This window comes from Streptomyces sp. NPDC043854 (assembly GCF_056436005.1).
Genome location: NZ_JBWKDK010000002.1, coordinates 119216 through 135054, shown reverse-complemented (window position 1 = coordinate 135054; position 15839 = coordinate 119216). Strand labels below are relative to the sequence as shown.

At 73.2% G+C, this 15839-nt stretch carries 13 protein-coding genes; 5 read left to right on the top strand and 8 right to left on the bottom strand.

The genetic code is table 11. From position 1 onward, the window contains the following. Positions 1-36: 36 nt before the first annotated feature. Positions 37-1326: a citrate synthase gene (locus AC068A_RS02580; RefSeq protein WP_361915118.1), complete on the top strand. Its 1290-nt coding sequence runs from the start codon at positions 37-39 to the stop codon at positions 1324-1326. 420 nt (positions 1327-1746) lie between these two features. Here the strand turns inward: AC068A_RS02580 and AC068A_RS02575 are convergent, their stop codons facing one another. From AC068A_RS02575 to AC068A_RS02555, 5 genes are all read right to left on the bottom strand, one after another. Next, complete coding sequence (locus AC068A_RS02575) at positions 1747-4056, bottom strand: heavy metal translocating P-type ATPase (protein ID WP_478580075.1); 2310 nt, start codon at positions 4054-4056, stop codon at positions 1747-1749. A 135-nt stretch (positions 4057-4191) separates the two neighbouring features. Continuing rightward, positions 4192-4425: a heavy-metal-associated domain-containing protein gene (locus AC068A_RS02570; RefSeq protein ID WP_478579661.1), complete on the bottom strand. Its 234-nt coding sequence runs from the start codon at positions 4423-4425 to the stop codon at positions 4192-4194. Between the two features lie 225 nt (positions 4426-4650). Beyond that, a complete protein-coding gene (locus tag AC068A_RS02565) occupies positions 4651-4848 on the bottom strand; it encodes a helix-turn-helix transcriptional regulator (protein WP_478579659.1) in 198 nt (65 codons plus the stop codon). Between the two features lie 276 nt (positions 4849-5124). Beyond that, entirely contained in the window at positions 5125-6135 is a 1011-nt protein-coding gene (locus AC068A_RS02560) for a Gfo/Idh/MocA family protein (RefSeq protein ID WP_478579656.1), read from the bottom strand. A 46-nt stretch (positions 6136-6181) separates the two neighbouring features. Further along, positions 6182-7096, bottom strand: a complete 915-nt coding sequence (locus AC068A_RS02555; RefSeq protein ID WP_478579655.1) for a sugar phosphate isomerase/epimerase family protein — start codon at positions 7094-7096, stop codon at positions 6182-6184. A gap of 81 nt (positions 7097-7177) precedes the next feature. Here AC068A_RS02555 and iolC point away from each other — a divergent pair, with 81 nt between their 5' ends. Genes iolC through AC068A_RS02535 form a run of 4 tightly spaced genes read left to right on the top strand, consistent with a single transcriptional unit; the run spans position 7178 to position 12318 of the window. Continuing rightward, complete coding sequence (iolC, locus tag AC068A_RS02550) at positions 7178-8086, top strand: 5-dehydro-2-deoxygluconokinase (protein ID WP_478580073.1); 909 nt, start codon at positions 7178-7180, stop codon at positions 8084-8086. Beyond that, positions 8083-8940: a 5-deoxy-glucuronate isomerase gene (gene iolB, locus AC068A_RS02545; RefSeq protein WP_478579653.1), complete on the top strand. Its 858-nt coding sequence runs from the start codon at positions 8083-8085 to the stop codon at positions 8938-8940. The genes iolC and iolB overlap by 4 nt, the downstream gene beginning before the upstream one ends. Beyond that, positions 8937-10805 (top strand): 3D-(3,5/4)-trihydroxycyclohexane-1,2-dione acylhydrolase (decyclizing), encoded by a 1869-nt coding sequence (iolD, locus tag AC068A_RS02540; RefSeq protein ID WP_478579650.1) that lies wholly within the window; start codon positions 8937-8939, stop codon positions 10803-10805. The genes iolB and iolD overlap by 4 nt, the downstream gene beginning before the upstream one ends. 13 nt (positions 10806-10818) lie before the next feature. Next, the gene (locus AC068A_RS02535) at positions 10819-12318 is read left to right on the top strand and encodes a CoA-acylating methylmalonate-semialdehyde dehydrogenase (protein ID WP_478579647.1); all 1500 of its coding nucleotides are present in this window, start codon (positions 10819-10821) and stop codon (positions 12316-12318) included. A 93-nt stretch (positions 12319-12411) separates the two neighbouring features. Here the strand turns inward: AC068A_RS02535 and AC068A_RS02530 are convergent, their stop codons facing one another. The 3 genes from AC068A_RS02530 to AC068A_RS02520 form a co-directional block, all read right to left on the bottom strand. Then, a complete protein-coding gene (locus AC068A_RS02530) occupies positions 12412-13491 on the bottom strand; it encodes a WxL protein peptidoglycan domain-containing protein (protein WP_478579644.1) in 1080 nt (359 codons plus the stop codon). Between the two features lie 185 nt (positions 13492-13676). Beyond that, positions 13677-14969: a hypothetical protein gene (locus AC068A_RS02525; protein ID WP_478579642.1), complete on the bottom strand. Its 1293-nt coding sequence runs from the start codon at positions 14967-14969 to the stop codon at positions 13677-13679. A 345-nt stretch (positions 14970-15314) separates the two neighbouring features. Continuing rightward, positions 15315-15728 carry an N-acetyltransferase family protein gene (locus AC068A_RS02520; protein ID WP_478579639.1) on the bottom strand — a complete coding sequence of 138 codons (414 nt, stop codon included), beginning with the start codon at positions 15726-15728 and terminating at the stop codon, positions 15315-15317. Positions 15729-15839: the final 111 nt, after the last annotated feature.

The window sequence follows — 15839 nt, the reverse complement described above, 5'->3', positions numbered from 1 at the left end:
CCTCGAAGAAGAGGCACTACGTCGGTGAGGGATGACGTGAGCGACAACTCTGTAGTACTCCGGTACGCGGACGGTGAATACACCTACCCGGTGGTCGAGAGCACCGTCGGTGACCAGGGCTTCGACATCTCGAAGCTGAGGGCCCAGACCGGGCTCGTCACCTTGGACAGCGGCTACGGCAACACCGCCGCCTACAAGTCCGCGATCACCTACCTCGACGGTGAGCAGGGCATCCTGCGCTACCGCGGCTACCCGATCGAGCAGCTGGCGGAGCGCTCGACCTTCATCGAGGTCGCCTACCTGCTCATCAACGGCGAGCTCCCGACCGTCGACCAGCTCGCGTCCTTCCGCAACGAGATCACCCAGCACACCCTGCTGCACGAGGACGTCAAGCGGTTCTACGACGGCTTCCCGCGCGACGCCCACCCGATGGCCATGCTGTCCTCCGTGGTCAGCGCGCTGTCGACGTTCTACCAGGACAGCCACAACCCGTTCGACGAGAAGCAGCGCCACCTCTCGACGATCCGCCTGCTGGCCAAGCTGCCGACGATCGCGGCCTACGCGTACAAGAAGTCGGTCGGCCACCCGGTCGTCTACCCGCGCAACGACCTCGGCTACGTCGAGAACTTCCTGCGCATGACCTTCTCCGTGCCGGCCCAGGAGTACGAGCTCGACCCGGTCGTGGTCTCCGCGCTCGACAAGCTGCTGATCCTGCACGCGGACCACGAGCAGAACTGCTCCACCTCCACGGTCCGCCTGGTCGGCTCCTCCCAGGCGAACATGTTCGCCTCGATCTCCGCCGGCATCTCGGCCCTGTGGGGCCCGCTGCACGGTGGCGCCAACCAGTCCGTGCTGGAGATGCTCGAGGGCATCCAGGCCAACGGGGGCGACGTCGACTCCTTCATCCGCAAGGTGAAGAACAAGGAGGACGGCGTCCGCCTGATGGGCTTCGGCCACCGCGTCTACAAGAGCTTCGACCCCCGCGCGAAGATCATCAAGGCTGCGGCGCACGATGTCCTCTCGGCCCTCGGCAAGTCCGACGAGCTGCTCGACATCGCCCTGAAGCTCGAGGAGCACGCGCTCTCCGACGACTACTTTATCCAGCGCAACCTGTACCCGAACGTGGACTTCTACACGGGTCTGATCTACCGCGCCATGGGCTTCCCGACCGAGATGTTCACCGTGCTCTTCGCGCTCGGCCGCCTGCCCGGCTGGATCGCCCAGTGGCACGAGATGATCAAGGAGCCGGGTTCCCGCATCGGCCGCCCGCGCCAGATCTACACCGGTGTCGTCGAGCGCGACTTCGTGCCGGTCGAGGCCCGCTGACCCCAGCGGTCCCGAGCCGACGGGCCGGCCGTACGCGGCCTGCCCGGCCCCGGAACAGCGGAAAGCGCCCCGCCGTCGATCCCCCCACGGGTCGACGGACGGGGCGCTTTCCCTTTCCCCGGCGCCGGATTCCCCCCACGGGATCCGAGCCGGGTGTCGGCGAGGAGCGCAGGCCGGGTGCGCTCCGGTCGGGTGTCTGCCGGGACCCGTACGGGTCGGGAGGGCCGCTCAAAGCACCCCGTTGAGCACGCGTCCCGGCCGGCCGATGCCACGGATGTCCCCCAAGACCCCCGTCGAACGTCCCCCAAGACGTTCCGGCATCGCCCCATTAGACCCACTGCGGGGCCCAATGGTTACGTTGCCATCACTGTGATTTGCGTCTCCTGTGAAGAAAGTGTGCGCAGAGCGAGGAGGGACGCCTCAGCGGAAGGATCGCAGACGCAGGCTGTTCGTCACCACGAAAACCGAGGAGAAAGCCATCGCAGCCCCTGCGATCATCGGGTTGAGCAGGCCGGCCGCGGCGAGCGGCAGCGCCGCCACGTTGTAGCCGAAGGCCCAGAACAGGTTGCCCTTGATGGTGCCGAGGGTCCGGCGGGAGAGCCGGATCGCGTCGGCCGCGACCCGCAGGTCCCCGCGTACGAGGGTCAGGTCGCTCGCCTCGATGGCCGCGTCCGTACCGGTGCCCATGGCCAGGCCCAGGTCGGCCTGGGCGAGCGCGGCCGCGTCGTTGACGCCGTCGCCGACCATGGCGACCGTACGCCCCTCGGCCTGGAGGCGGCGTACGACCGCGGCCTTGTCCTGCGGGAGCACCTCGGCGATCACCTCGTCGATGCCCACCTCGCGGGCCACCGTCTCGGCCACGGCCCGGTTGTCGCCGGTCAGCAGGACCGGGGTGAGGCCGAGCGCCCGCAGCCGGGACACCGCCTCCGCGCTGGTCTCCTTGACCGCGTCGGCCACCGTCAGGACCCCGCGCGCCACGCCGTCCCAGGCCACGAGGACGGCGGTGCTGCCCTCGGCCTCGGCGGCCGCCTTGGCCTCGGCGAGGCCGGCCGGCAGCGGGATCGACCGGTCGGCGAGCAGCCGGGGGCGGCCCACCAGGACCGTGTGGCCCTCCACGACACCCTGGACGCCGAGCCCGGCGAGGTTCTCGAAGGACTCCGGGACCGGCAGGGCGCCGGCGCTCCCCATGGCCGCCCCGGCGGCGATGGCGCGGGCGATCGGGTGCTCGGAGGCGTGCTCCAGGGAGCCGGCGAGGCGCAGCAGCTCCCCCTCGTCCGTGCCCTCGGCGGGGTGCACTCCGGCCAGCGCCATCCGGCCCGTGGTGACCGTTCCGGTCTTGTCGAGGACGACGGTGTCGACACGGCGGGTGGACTCCAGCACCTCGGGCCCCTTGATCAGGATGCCCAGCTGGGCGCCGCGCCCGGTGCCGACCATCAGCGCGGTCGGGGTGGCGAGGCCCAGGGCGCAGGGGCAGGCGATGATCAGTACGGCCACTGCGGCGGTGAACGCGGCCGTGGCGTTGCCGGTGATCGCCAGCCAGGTGACCCAGGTGCCGAGGGCCAGGAGGAGTACGACGGGGACGAAGATCCCGGAGATCCGGTCGGCGAGCCGCTGCACCTCTGCCTTGCCGTTCTGCGCCTCCTCGACGAGCTTGGCCATGCGGGCCAGCTGGGTGTCGGCGCCGATCCGGGTGGCCTCGACGACGAGGCGGCCGGAGGTGTTGACGGTGGCGCCGGTGACCGAGTCGCCGACCCCGGTCTCCACCGGGACCGACTCGCCGGTCAGCATGGAGGCGTCCACGGCGGAGTTGCCCTCGACGACCGTGCCGTCAGTGGCGATCTTCTCGCCGGGGCGGACGACGAACCGGTCGCCGACCGCGAGGGCGCTCACGGGGATCCGCGCCTCCCGGCCGTCGCGCAGCACGGCGACGTCCTTCGCCCCGAGCTCCATCAGGGCCTTGAGTGCGGCGCCCGCCTTCCGCTTCGAGCGGGCCTCCAGATAGCGGCCGAGCAGGATGAAGCTGACGACGCCGGCGGCGACCTCCAGGTAGATGGCGGAGGAGCCGTCGGTGCGGGAGATCGTGAAGTCGAAGCCGTGGCGCATGCCCGGCATGCCGGCGTGGCCGAGGAACAGGGCCCACAGGGACCAGGCGAAGGCGGCCAGGGTGCCGACGGAGACGAGGGTGTCCATGGTGGCGGCGCCGTGCCGGGCGTTGGTCCAGGCGGCCCGGTGGAAGGGCAGCGCGCCCCAGACGGTCACGGGCGCGGCGAGCGCCAGCGACAGCCACTGCCAGTTGTCGAACTGGAGGGCCGGGACCATGGCGAGCAGCACGACGGGCAGCGAGAGCGCGGCGGAGACCAGCAGCCGCTGGCGCAGGGCGGCCGTCTCGGGGTCGGCCGCCGCCGGCTTCGGCGCCTCGGCTTCCGCCTCCGCCTCGGCCTCGGGCAGCGGGGCCGGCGGCGGGGGCTCCTCGGCGGTGTACCCGGTCTTGACGACGGTCGCGATCAGGTCGGCCACCGAGGTGGCGGGGCCGTAGGAGACCCGGGCCTTCTCGGTGGCGTAGTTCACCGTGGCGCTGACGCCGTCCATCCGGTTGAGCTTCTTCTCGATGCGGGCCGCGCAGGAGGCGCAGGTCATCCCGCCGATCGTCAGTTCGACCTCGGTGGTGTCGGCGGGCGCCGCCGCTATGGGTCCGTCGTGCACCGTACTGCTGCTCGTACTCGTGCTCATGCTCATGATCCGGCTCCAAGGGGGATCCGGGCCGTACGGATCCAGTATGAGCTGGAGGTACGGCCCGGTCGGGTGCTGCGGAGGTGCTGGAAGTGCTGGAAGTGCAGGAGGCGCTGCCGCGGAGGGCGGGAGGCCTCAGGCGCGGCCGGCGAGTTCGTAGCCGGCCTCGTCCACGGCGGCGCGGACGTCCTCGTCGGCGAGCGGCGCCGCGGAGACCACGGTGACCTCGCCGGTCGCGGCGACGGCCTTGACCGAGGTGACGCCCGGCAGGGCGGAGAGCTCGGTGGTCACCGCGCCCTCGCAGTGGCCGCAGGTCATGCCCGTCACCCGGTAGACGGTGGTGGTCTGGGTGTCCGTCTCGGCGGTCATGTCGTTCTCCTCTTCGAAGGTGCGTCCGGTGCTGCCGGAAGGGGTGGCAGCGCGTGGGCTGTCCCTCCACCGTCCTCCCGACACTCAGAGACTATACCCCTAGGGGGTATCACGCGAGAGGCGGCTGCGATTTCCCGGCATGGCGGACCCCGCCCGGGGGCGGTACCGGGCGGGGTGGCGGAGGTGGCGGGGGTGGTGCGGCTGGGGGCGGGTGTGGCGGTGGGGTCAGCCGTCGTGGCGCCGGTTGCCGGGGCGGCGGGCCGCCCATGCCCGGATCGTGTCGGCGTACCAGTAGGGCTTGCCGCCCTCGACGTGGTCGGGTGCGGGCAGCAGCCCGTGCTTGCGGTACGAGCGGACCGAGTCCGGCTGGACCCGGATGTGGGCGGCGATCTCCTTGTACGACCACAGCTGTCCGTTGCTCATCGACGACACCTCCTCGTCCACGTGGCGGGCCGGCCGGGAGGCCGTCGGGGGATCCGGCGCGTGGACACAGACGATCACTCCGGTTGTGCCCGGGGAACGACGGACTGTGACGACGGGGCAGGGCTTGTCGAATGCCTGTGACGGAAAATCGGCACGATGCGGACATGCGTGATCCGCCCGGGACTCCTGTGACGGGTTGGGCATCCGGGGCGCCCCCGGGCGGCAGCCCGGGGGCCGACAGGGGTCCGGTGCGCGGGACGGGGGCGCCGCCGCCGGTCAGCGGTAGAGGGCCGGCCGCTCCACCAGCTCCACCGGGGTCCGGAGGCCGCTGTGCGCGGCTGCGAGCCCGGCCTCGCAGACAGCCGCCGCCGCGTAGCCGTCCCAGGCGCCCGGTCCGGCCACCCCGCCCCGCGCGGCCGCGGCCACCCACCGCCGCAGCTGGCGGTCGTACGCGTCGGCGAAGCGCACGGTGAAGTCCTGCGGGATCGCCTCGGACCGGCTCCCCGCCCGCCGGACGGCCATCGCCCGCTCCTCGCCGATGGAGGCGCTGCCCGATTCCCCGACGGCCTCGCACCGGACCTCGTAGCCGAAGCCGCAGTTGACGAAGACCTCCACGTCGACGAGGGCCCCGCCGGAGGTCTCCAACAGGACGAACCGGGGATCGTGCAGCTCCTGCGAGGCCGCCGAGGTCGGAGCCGGGGAGAATACCGACACCGCCGTGATCTCCTGCCCCAGCAGCCAGCGGGTCGCATCGACCTCGTGCACCAGCGAGTCGCTGATCAGCATGTCGCCGGTGAAGAAGGACGGGGAGGAAGCGTTGCGGTGCCGGCAGTGCAGGAACAGCGGCCGGCCGATCCCGCCCGCGTCCAGCAGCTCCTTGAGTCCCTCGTACTCCGCGTCGTGCCGCCGCATGAACCCCACCTGGACCAGGCGCCGGCCCAGCCGCTGCTCGGCCTCCAGCACCCGCAGCGCCCCCGCCGCATCCGGGGTCAGCGGCTTCTCGCACAGCACCGGCAGCCTCCGCTCCAAGGCGAGCCCGATGGCCTCCTCGTGCGCGGGGCCGGGGGAGGCGATCAGCACGGCCTGCACCCCCGGCGCGGCGATCGCGGCCGCCGCGTCCGTATGGGCGCCCGCCCCGTCCAGGCCGGCCGCGACCTCCTTGGCCCGGTCCCCGTCCGGGTCGGCCACGGCCACCACCCGGCCCCCGCCGACCGTCCGACCGATCCGGCGGGCATGGTCGGCGCCCATCTTCCCGGCCCCGATGACGGCGATTCCGAGCGTGCTCATGTCGTTCCCCTCCATGCGGGCGGTCAGTGGTCAGGCGGTCAGGCGGTCAGCGGGCGCCGCAGGAGCGCAGGTAGGCACGGGTGCGGCGGGCGATCGGCAGCGGGCGGTCGGGCGGGCAGGGGTACATGTCCTGCTCCACGATGGCGAAGAGGTCCACGCCGAGCCGCTGGGCGGCGGCGAGCACCGGCTCCAGCTCGGGCACCCCCGCCGGCGGTTCGCACATCACCCCGCGGGCCACCGCCGGGCCGAACGGCAGCTGCTCCGCGACGACTTCGGCGAGGATCCGCGGGTCGACCTGCTTCAGGTGCAGGTAGCCGATCCGCTCGCCGAACGCCTCGATCGCCTGGACGCTGTCGCCGCCGCAGTACGCGTAGTGCCCGGTGTCCAGGCAGAGGGAGACCAGGTCCGGATCGGTGGCGTCCAGGAAGCGGGCCACGTTCTCGGGGGTGTCGATGTGCGTGTCGGCGTGCGGGTGGACCACGATCCGCAGCCCGTGGCGGTCCCGCACCTCCCGGCCCAGCCGCTCGGTCTGCGTGGCCAGTTCACGCCATTGCGCGGCGCTGAGCACACGGTCCTCCAGCACCTTGCCGGTCTTGTCGTCCCGCCAGAAGGAAGGGATGACGACCAGGTGCTCCGCACCCATGGCCCGGGTCAGCGCCGCGATCCGCGACACGTGCTCCCAGGTCGCCTCCCACACGGCGGGCCCGTGATGGAGTCCGGTGAAGACGGTGCCCGCGCTGACGCGCAGGCCCCGGCTCGCCGTCTCGTCGGCGAGACGGGCGGGATCGGTGGGGAGGTAGCCGTACGGGCCGAGCTCGATCCACCGGTACCCGGCCCCGGCGACCTCGTCGAGGAAGCGGTCCCACGGGGTCTGCTGCGGATCGTCGGGAAACCAGACACCCCACGAGTCCGGAGCCGAACCGATGCGGATACGGGTCAGCGCGGGCGGGGAGGACGTCATGACGGCCACCTTAGGGTGCGAGACGAGTGGGAGGACTTGCCTGTGACCACAGCGGAGGACGTCGTTTTCGACGTCATCACCATGGGGCGGATCGGGGTGGATCTCTACCCGCTCAGAACGGGCGTACCGCTCGCGGAGGCGGACACCTTCGGAAAGTTCCTCGGCGGCTCGCCCGCCAACGTGGCCGTCGCGGCCGCCCGGCTGGGCCGGCGCACCGCGCTGATCAGCAGGACCGGCGCGGACCCGTTCGGCGCGTACCTGCGGGCCGAGCTGCGGCGGTTCGGAGTCGACGACCGCTGGGTGGCCGAAGTGGCCGCGTACCCCACCCCCCTGACGTTCTGCGAGGTGTTCCCGCCGGACCACTTCCCCCTGTACTTCTACCGCCTGCCGAAGGCGCCGGACCTGGAGATCAGGCCCGACGAGCTGGACCCGGCCGCACTGCGCGCCGCGCGGGTGTTCTGGATGACGGGCACGGGCCTGAGCGCGCAGCCGAGCCGGGCCGCCACGCTGGCCGCGCTCGAAGCGCGGGCCAAGGCCGGGATCACCGTCTTCGACCTGGACTGGCGGCCGATGCTGTGGGAGGAGGACCCGGCGAAGCCCTACGCGCAGGCCCTCGGCCTGGCCACGGTGGCCGTCGGCAACACCCGGGAGTGCGAGGTCGCGACCGGCGAGTCCGACCCGCACGCGGCGGCGCGGGCCCTGCTGGCCGCCGGGGTCGAGCTGGCCGTGGTCAAGCGGGGCCCCGACGGCGTACTGGCCGTACACCGCGACGGGACCGCGGCCGAGGCCGCACCCCTGGAGGTGGAAGTGGTCAACGGGCTGGGCGCGGGCGACGCCTTCGGCGGCGCACTCTGCCACGGCCTGCTGGCGGGCTGGGACCTGCCCCGGGTGCTCCGGTACGCGAACGCGGCCGGCGCGATCGTCGCCTCCCGGCTGGCGTGCTCGACGGCGATGCCGTTTCCCGCCGAGATCGAGGAGGTGCTCGGGTGACGGCCGTGGCCGAGCACGCGCTGCCGCACGCCCGGCTGCACGTCCTGTCCCTCGACCCCGGCGAGACCTACGGGCACGAGGCGGGGGAGTGCGAGTGGATCGTCCTGCCGCTCGCGGGCCCGGCGACGGTCCGCTGCACCTCCCGCGCCCCCGGGGCGTCCGAGGACGGCACCGCCGCGTTCGAGCTGCGCGGCCGTGCCTCCGTCTTCGATGCCGCCAGCGACTTCGCGTACCTGCCGCGGGGCAGCCGCAGCACCGTCACCGCCCCGCAGGGAGGCCGGTTCGCCCTGGCCGGCGCCGTGTGCGAGCGGGTGCTGCCCGCCCGGTACGGTCCGGCCGCCGACGTCCCCGTCGAACTGCGCGGCGCAGGTCCCTGCTCCCGCCAGGTCAACAACTTCGCCGCCGCCGACGCCTTCGTCTGCGACCGGCTCATCGCGGTCGAGGTGCTCACCCCCGGCGGCAACTGGTCCTCGTACCCGCCCCACAAGCACGACGAGCACGACCCCGGCCGGGAGTCCCGCCTGGAGGAGGTCTATTACTACGAGATCGCCCCGCACGGGGACACGCCCGGCCTCGGATACCAGCGTGTCAGCCCCTCCCCGGCGGGGAAGACCGACGTCCTCGCCGAGGTGCGGACCGGCGACGCGGTCCTCATCCCGGACGGCTGGCACGGGCCGTCCATCGCCGCCCCGGGACACGACATGTACTACCTCAACGTGATGGCGGGGCCGGACCGGGCACGGGAGTGGCTGATCCGGGACCACCCCGACCACGCCTGGATCCGGGACACCTGGCCCGGCCAGGACGTGGACCCCCGGCTGCCCTTCTACCGAGCGGAGGACACGACCCGATGAGGCTCACTGTCGCCCAGGCCCTCGTCCGCTTCCTCACCCGCCAGTACACCGAGCGGGACGGCCGCCGCCGGCGGCTGGTCGCGGCCACCTGGGGGATCTTCGGACACGGGAACGTCGCCGGCATCGGACAGGCCCTCCTGGAGACCGGCCGGCCGGACATGCCCTTCTTCCAGGGGCGCAACGAGCAGGCCATGGTGCACGCCGCCGTCGGCTACGCCCGCCAGAGCGGCCGGCTCTCCGCGCACGCCGTCACCACCTCCATCGGGCCGGGCGCCACCAACCTGGTCACCGGCGCGGCCCTCGCCACCATCAACCGGATCCCCGTCCTCCTGCTGCCCGGCGACACCTTCGCCACCCGGCCCGCCGACCCCGTGCTCCAGCAGCTCGAAGTGCCCCACGCGGGCGACGTGTCCGTCAACGACACCCTGCGGCCGGTCTCCCGCCACTTCGACCGGGTCACCCGCCCCGAGGCCCTCGTCCCGGCCGCCCTCCAGGCCATGCGGGTCCTCGCCGATCCCGTGCAGACCGGGGCGGTGACCCTGGCCCTGCCGCAGGACGTCCAGACGGAGGCCTACGACTGGCCCGAGGAGTTCTTCGCCGAGCGGGTGTGGACCGTACGCCGGCCCCGGCCCGGAACCGCCGAGCTGCAGGCCGCCGCCGAGGCGGTCCGGGCAGCCCGCCGCCCCCTGCTGATCGCCGGCGGCGGCATCCACCACAGCGCCGCCGAGGACGCCCTGCGGGACTTCGCCGAGGCCACCGGCATCCCCGTCGCCGCCACCCAGGCCGGCAAGGGGGCGCTGCGCCACGACCACCCCGCCGAGGTGGGAGCCGTCGGCCACACCGGCACCGCCACCGCCGACGACCTGGCCCGCGCCGCCGACCTGGTCATCGCCGCCGGCACCCGGCTGACCGACTTCACCACCGCCTCCTCGACCCTCTTCCAGGACCCCGGGGTCCGCTTCCTCGGCCTCAACCTCGACCCGTACGACGCGCACAAACAGGCCGCCCTGCCCCTGGTCGGCGACGCCCGCGAGAGCCTCGACGCCCTGCGCGCCGAGCTGGCCGGCCACCGGGTGGACCCCGCCTACGAGCAGACGTACCGCAAGGCCAAGACCTACTGGGAAGCCCTGGTCGACCAGGCCTTCCACGCCCCCGACGACACCGCCCGCCCCACCCAGGCCCAGGTCCTCGGCGCCCTCGACGCCCTGGTCGACGACACCGACGTGATCATCAACGCGGCCGGGTCGCTCCCCGGCGACCTGCACAGGCTCTGGCGGGCCCGCTCCCCGGACCAGTACCACGTCGAGTACGGCTACTCCTGCATGGGCTACGAGATCCCGGCCGCCCTCGGGGTGGCCCTCGCCGACCCCGGCCGGCCGGTGTGGGCGCTCGTCGGCGACGGCTCGTACCTGATGAACCCCACCGAGATCGTCACCGCGGTACAGGAGGGCGTCCCGATCAGGGTGGTGATCCTCGACAACCACGGCTACGCCTCCATCGGCGGCCTCTCCGACGCCGTCGGCGGCGAGGGGTTCGGGACCGCGTACCGCTTCCGGGCGGGCGACGGCTCGTACACCGGACCGCCCCTGCCCGTGGACCTGGCGGCCAACGCCGCCTCCCTCGGCATGGCCGTGATCCGTACCCGCACCATCGGTGACCTGCGCAAAGCCCTTGCCGAGGCGCGGGAGGCCGACCGTCCCACATGTGTCTACGCACAGACCCGAACACCCGACACTGTGTCGGGCCCGCCCCCGGCACAGGCGTGGTGGGATGTTCCTGTGGCCGAGACCGCGACCCGTGCGGCAGCGGTCCGGGCCCGCGAGGAGTACGACCGGCAAGCCGCTCAGCGACGTCGCCATCTGTGAAGGAGCAAAGGCAATGAAGACCGTCAACCACTGGATCGGTGGCAAGACCGTCGAGGGCGCGTCAGGCAACTACGGCCCGGTCACCGACCCCGCCACCGGCGAGGTCACCACCCGGGTCGCCCTCGCCTCCACGGCCGAGGTCGACGCCGCCGTACAGGCCGCCAAGGACGCCTTCCAGACGTGGGGCCAGTCCTCGCTGGCCGCCCGCACCAAGGTGCTGTTCGCCTACCGGGCGCTGCTCGACGCGCACCGCGACGAGATCGCCGAGCTGATCACCGCCGAGCACGGCAAGGTCCACTCGGACGCCCTCGGCGAGGTCGCGCGCGGCCTGGAGATCGTCGAGCTGGCCTGCGGGATCACCACGCAGCTCAAGGGCGAGCTGTCGACGTCCGTGTCGAACCGGGTCGACGTCGCCGCCATCCGCCAGCCGCTCGGCGTGGTCGCGGGCATCACCCCGTTCAACTTCCCGGCGATGGTGCCGATGTGGATGTTCCCGCTGGCCGTCGCCTGCGGCAACACCTTCGTCCTCAAGCCGAGCGAGAAGGACCCGTCGGCCGCGAACAAGCTGGCCGAACTGGCCAAGGAGGCCGGCCTGCCGGACGGCGTGCTGAACGTGGTGCACGGTGACAAGGCCGCCGTCGACGCCCTGCTCGAGCACCCGGACGTGGCGGCCGTCTCCTTCGTCGGCTCCACCCCCATCGCCCGCTACATCCACACCACCGCGTCCGCCAACGGCAAGCGCGTCCAGGCCCTGGGCGGGGCCAAGAACCACATGCTGGTGCTGCCGGACGCCGACCTGGACGCGGCCGCCGACGCGGCGGTCTCGGCGGCCTACGGCTCGGCCGGCGAGCGCTGCATGGCGATCTCCGCGGTCGTGGCCGTCGGCTCCATCGGCGACGCCCTCGTCGAGAAGATCCGCGAGCGCGCCGAGAAGATCAAGATCGGCCCGGGCGACGACCCCACGTCCGAGATGGGCCCGCTGATCACGGCCGCCCACCGCGACAAGGTCGCCTCGTACGTCAAGGGCGCCGCCGACCAGGGCGCCGAGGTCGTCCTCGACGGCACCGGGTACACGGTCGACGGCTACGAGAACGGCCACTGGATCGGCCTGTCCCTGCTCGACCACGTCCGGACCGACTCCGACGCCTACCGCGACGAGATTTTCGGCCCCGTCCTGTGCGTGCTGCGCACCGAGACCTACGAGGAGGGCGTCGCCCTCATCAACGCCTCGCCGTTCGGCAACGGCACCGCGATCTTCACCCGGGACGGCGGCGCCGCCCGCCGCTTCCAGCTGGAGATCCAGGCGGGCATGGTCGGCGTCAACGTGCCGATCCCGGTGCCGGTCGGCTACCACTCCTTCGGCGGCTGGAAGGACTCCCTCTTCGGCGGCCACCACATCTACGGCAACGACGGCATCCACTTCTACACCCGGGGCAAGGTCGTCACGACCCGCTGGCCCGACCCGTCCGAGGCCCCGGCCGGCGTGGACCTCGGCTTCCCCCGCAACCACTGACCGGCCGGCGGGCGGTCCCCCGACACCCGCCCGCCGACGGAACCCGCCGCCCGCGAAACCCCCGGCCGCCCTCACGGCCGGGGTTTCCGCGGTTCAGGGGGCCGGGGCCAGGCCCGTGGCGGGGTCGGGGGCGAGGTCGGAGTCGGGGGCCTTGTCCGGGGCGGGCGTACGGCGGCGGCGGTGCAGGATGCGGGCGGTGACGGCCGCGGCCGCGAGCAGCAGGAGCAAGGCGAGCGCCGGCCACGGCACGGCGGTGAACCGCACGACGGACTCCGCGGCCAGGTCCGGGTGGGCCGCCGCCCCCGCGGAGACCCGTACGGTGACCCGGTCCGACTGCGGCGCGTCCGGCCAGGGCTCCGCCAGCTCGACGCGCTGCCCCGGCAGCAGCACCAGCCGCTGCTCGCGGGCCGGCCGGTCCAGCACGGTGCGGCCGAACAGCCCCTCGGCCCGGACCGCCACCCGCGGTTCGACCACCACGTTGCCGCGGTTGACGAGGGTGTACGAGAGCGTGGCGCGGGCCTTGCGCACCCACGGCAGCAGCGGCGCGGACCGCCGCACCCGCACGTCCTCCACGCTGAGCCCGGGTGCCAGCGGCCCGGGGACGCGGAAGTACAGCCGGGCGCCGACCTGGCGCTTGACCCCGACCTGCACCTTGCCGTCCGGTCGGATGCCCTCCACCTCGGTGCCGAGGGCGACGATGCCGCCGATGTGGTCGCCCGGGGCCGCGTCCTGCGGGACCCGCACGGTGAACGGGATGTCCAGGCGGCCGCGGGCCGGCACGGCCACGGTGGCCGCGGGCTGCGGGGCCAGTGCGACCCACGCGCCGACGTCCTGCGGGGTGCGGTCCCCCGGCAGCAGGGCGAAGGCCCCGCCGACGGGGGTGTTCACGGCGTCGGTGGCGAAGACCCGGAAGGTCCGCTCCCGGTCGGAGGAGTTCACGATCGTCACGCTGTCGCTGACGGTGGTGCCCGCCGCCCCCTGGTGGAAGAAGTAGGCGCGGTCGGTCACCGCGGCGCCGGCCGGCGGGGTCGGGAACACCCCCCAGGTGCCGTTGTCCGCGGCCGCGGCCGGGTGGGGGCGGGCGGCGGGCAGGATCAGCGCCGCGAGCAGGACCAGCAGGCCGAGGAGCGGGCGGCGCGGGCCGGGCGGAGTCGTGCGGGTGCGGCGGCGCATGGGCTCTCCCCGTCGTCGGCGGCGTCGGATACGGGATGTGCGCGATACGTGGGGTGGTGCGGGATACGTGGGGCGGTGCGGGGCACGAGGGGGTGGTGCGGGCACGAGGGGGTGGTGCGGGCACGAGGGGGTGGTGCGGTGCTCCGCGCGCCGCACCACCTGGGGGTCGGCCGGGCCCTGCCGGGTCAGGCGATCGAGAACGTGACGACCGTCTGGTAGGTGTCGGCGAACATGAACGGCGGGAGCTGGATCATCCCGGCGCCGCCGACGGCGAACTCACCGCCGGTCAGCTCGTCCCCGCCGGCCGCCTGCGAGGCCACCTTCATCGGCGTGTCGGTGATCGCGCCCGGCGCGCCCGCGCTGCACGTGCTCGGGCTGTCCGGGTTCGTCACGGTGCAGGACGGCTGGATGCCGAGCTGCGCCTTCGGCATCGAGTGGCCGGTCGTCTGGTTCAGGAACGGCGTACGGGTCGCCGTCACGTCCCAGCCGAGCGTGCCGCCGCGGAAGTCCTGGACGGTCGCGGCGTTGAAGGCGCCGACCACCGACTGGGACTTGCCGTTGATGGTGACGGAGGGGAAGGAGACGGCCGGCTGCCCGTCCTTGGGGCCGAGTGCGAGCGTGCCGGGCAGGACCTCGATGTCGATCGGGTTCTTCACGCCGGCCTGGTCCTCCAGGAACACGAAGGACTTGTACGGCGCGGCCGAGCCGTCGATCTTGATGGCGTCGGCCTTCTTGGTGACCGTGACGGTGCAGGTCGCCGCGCCGGACGCGTCCGCCGTACCGGTGCCGGTGTCACCGGTCGCCGCGCCCGCCAGCAGCGCGGAGCAGGTGACCGGGCCCGCCGGGAAGTTGGCGCCGTTCACGACGACCGCGGTGCCGGCCTTGCCGCTGTTCGGCGTCAGCCTGGTGGTGACCGGGTCCTTGGGCAGGGCCTCGACGGCGACCGAGCCGAGGGCGGCGCTCGGCCGAGGCGCCGGGGTGCAGGTCGTGGTGAAGACCGAGCCGCTGAGGTCCGCGTCGGTGACGGCCAGGTCGAGCCTGACGTCGACCGCGGTGCCCTCGGTGCCGTCGGGGATCTTGATGGTTCCGGAGAACGGCTTGGGGTCGAGCGGGGTGCCGGCCACGACGCTGACGGTCTCCGGCGGACTGGTGACCACCTGGGTGGTCGCCCCGACCTTCAGGGTGATCTTGGTGGTGTTCACCGTCGTCACGGAGAAGCCCGGTATCAGCGGGCTCGCGCCCGGGTCGATGGTGAGGGGCACGACATCGCCGGACTTGGCGGTGTCGGGCAGGGTGACCGTGTAGTTCTGGGTCCCCGAACCGTCCGGCTGTGGCGCCGGGGCGTCGCAGTTCTCGAAGACGGGGGTGGTCGTGGTGGCCGCCTGCGCCGTGCCGGCCAGGCTGACCGCGCCGCCCGCCAGCGCCAGGGACAGCGCGCCCACCCCGGCCAGCACTCTCCGTCGGAACGTTGTACTCACTGGGTCGCGACTCCTTCGTCAGACGAACCCCTCCCCCCACCCGCTGTGGGGAGGAGGTCGAGCCGGTGCGGTGGCCGACATTGACGCGTCGCGGTCATGAGAAGTCAATGACTTCCTTTCGCCCGAAACACACAGGAATTGATGTCTCATCAGATCCGGTGCGGTGTCGCCGCGGGGTCGCGCGCCGGCTCAACCGGCCTGCGGGAGCGCCGACTGGTGGCACGACACGCCGCCGGGGACGTCAGCGCGACAGGGGTCGGCCTGGCAGGGGGTGGCCCGGCAGGGGTCAGTCCGGCAGGGGTGGCCCGGCAGGGGTCAGTCCGGCAGGGGTGGGCCCGGCAGGGGTCAGTTCTGCAGGGGCCAGCCGCGCATGGCGGCGACGCCCTCGTCGCGGCCGCCGGCGGCCGAGTAGGTGGCCAGGGCGGCCTCGTTGTCGGGGTCGACCCCCGCCCACATGCCGTAGCAGCCGCGCGCCTTGGCTTCGACGGCGAGCGCTTCGGTCAGGGCCCGGCCGATGCCGCGCCGACGGTAGCCCTCGTCGACGGACAGCTCGTACAGGCACATCTCGGTGCCCTTGTCCGGATGGCTCATCTCGACCCCGGTGGCCATGCCGGCGGGCACGCCGTCGACGTACGCGATGAGCATCAGGTGTCCTGGTGCGGAGAGGAAGCGCTCGGACCAGTCCAGGCGGACGGGGCCGTCGAAGAGGCCCTCCGCGGCCTGGAGTTCGGCGACGGTACGCGCGAGGCGGATGTCCATGGCGGTCACGATAACGGCCTGCGCGGGGAACGGGGCCGTTGGCGCCGACCCGGCGTGGCGGCACCCCGGGATGGGTGTCGGGCCCCGGCCCGCGGGGCCGGGTCCACGGGT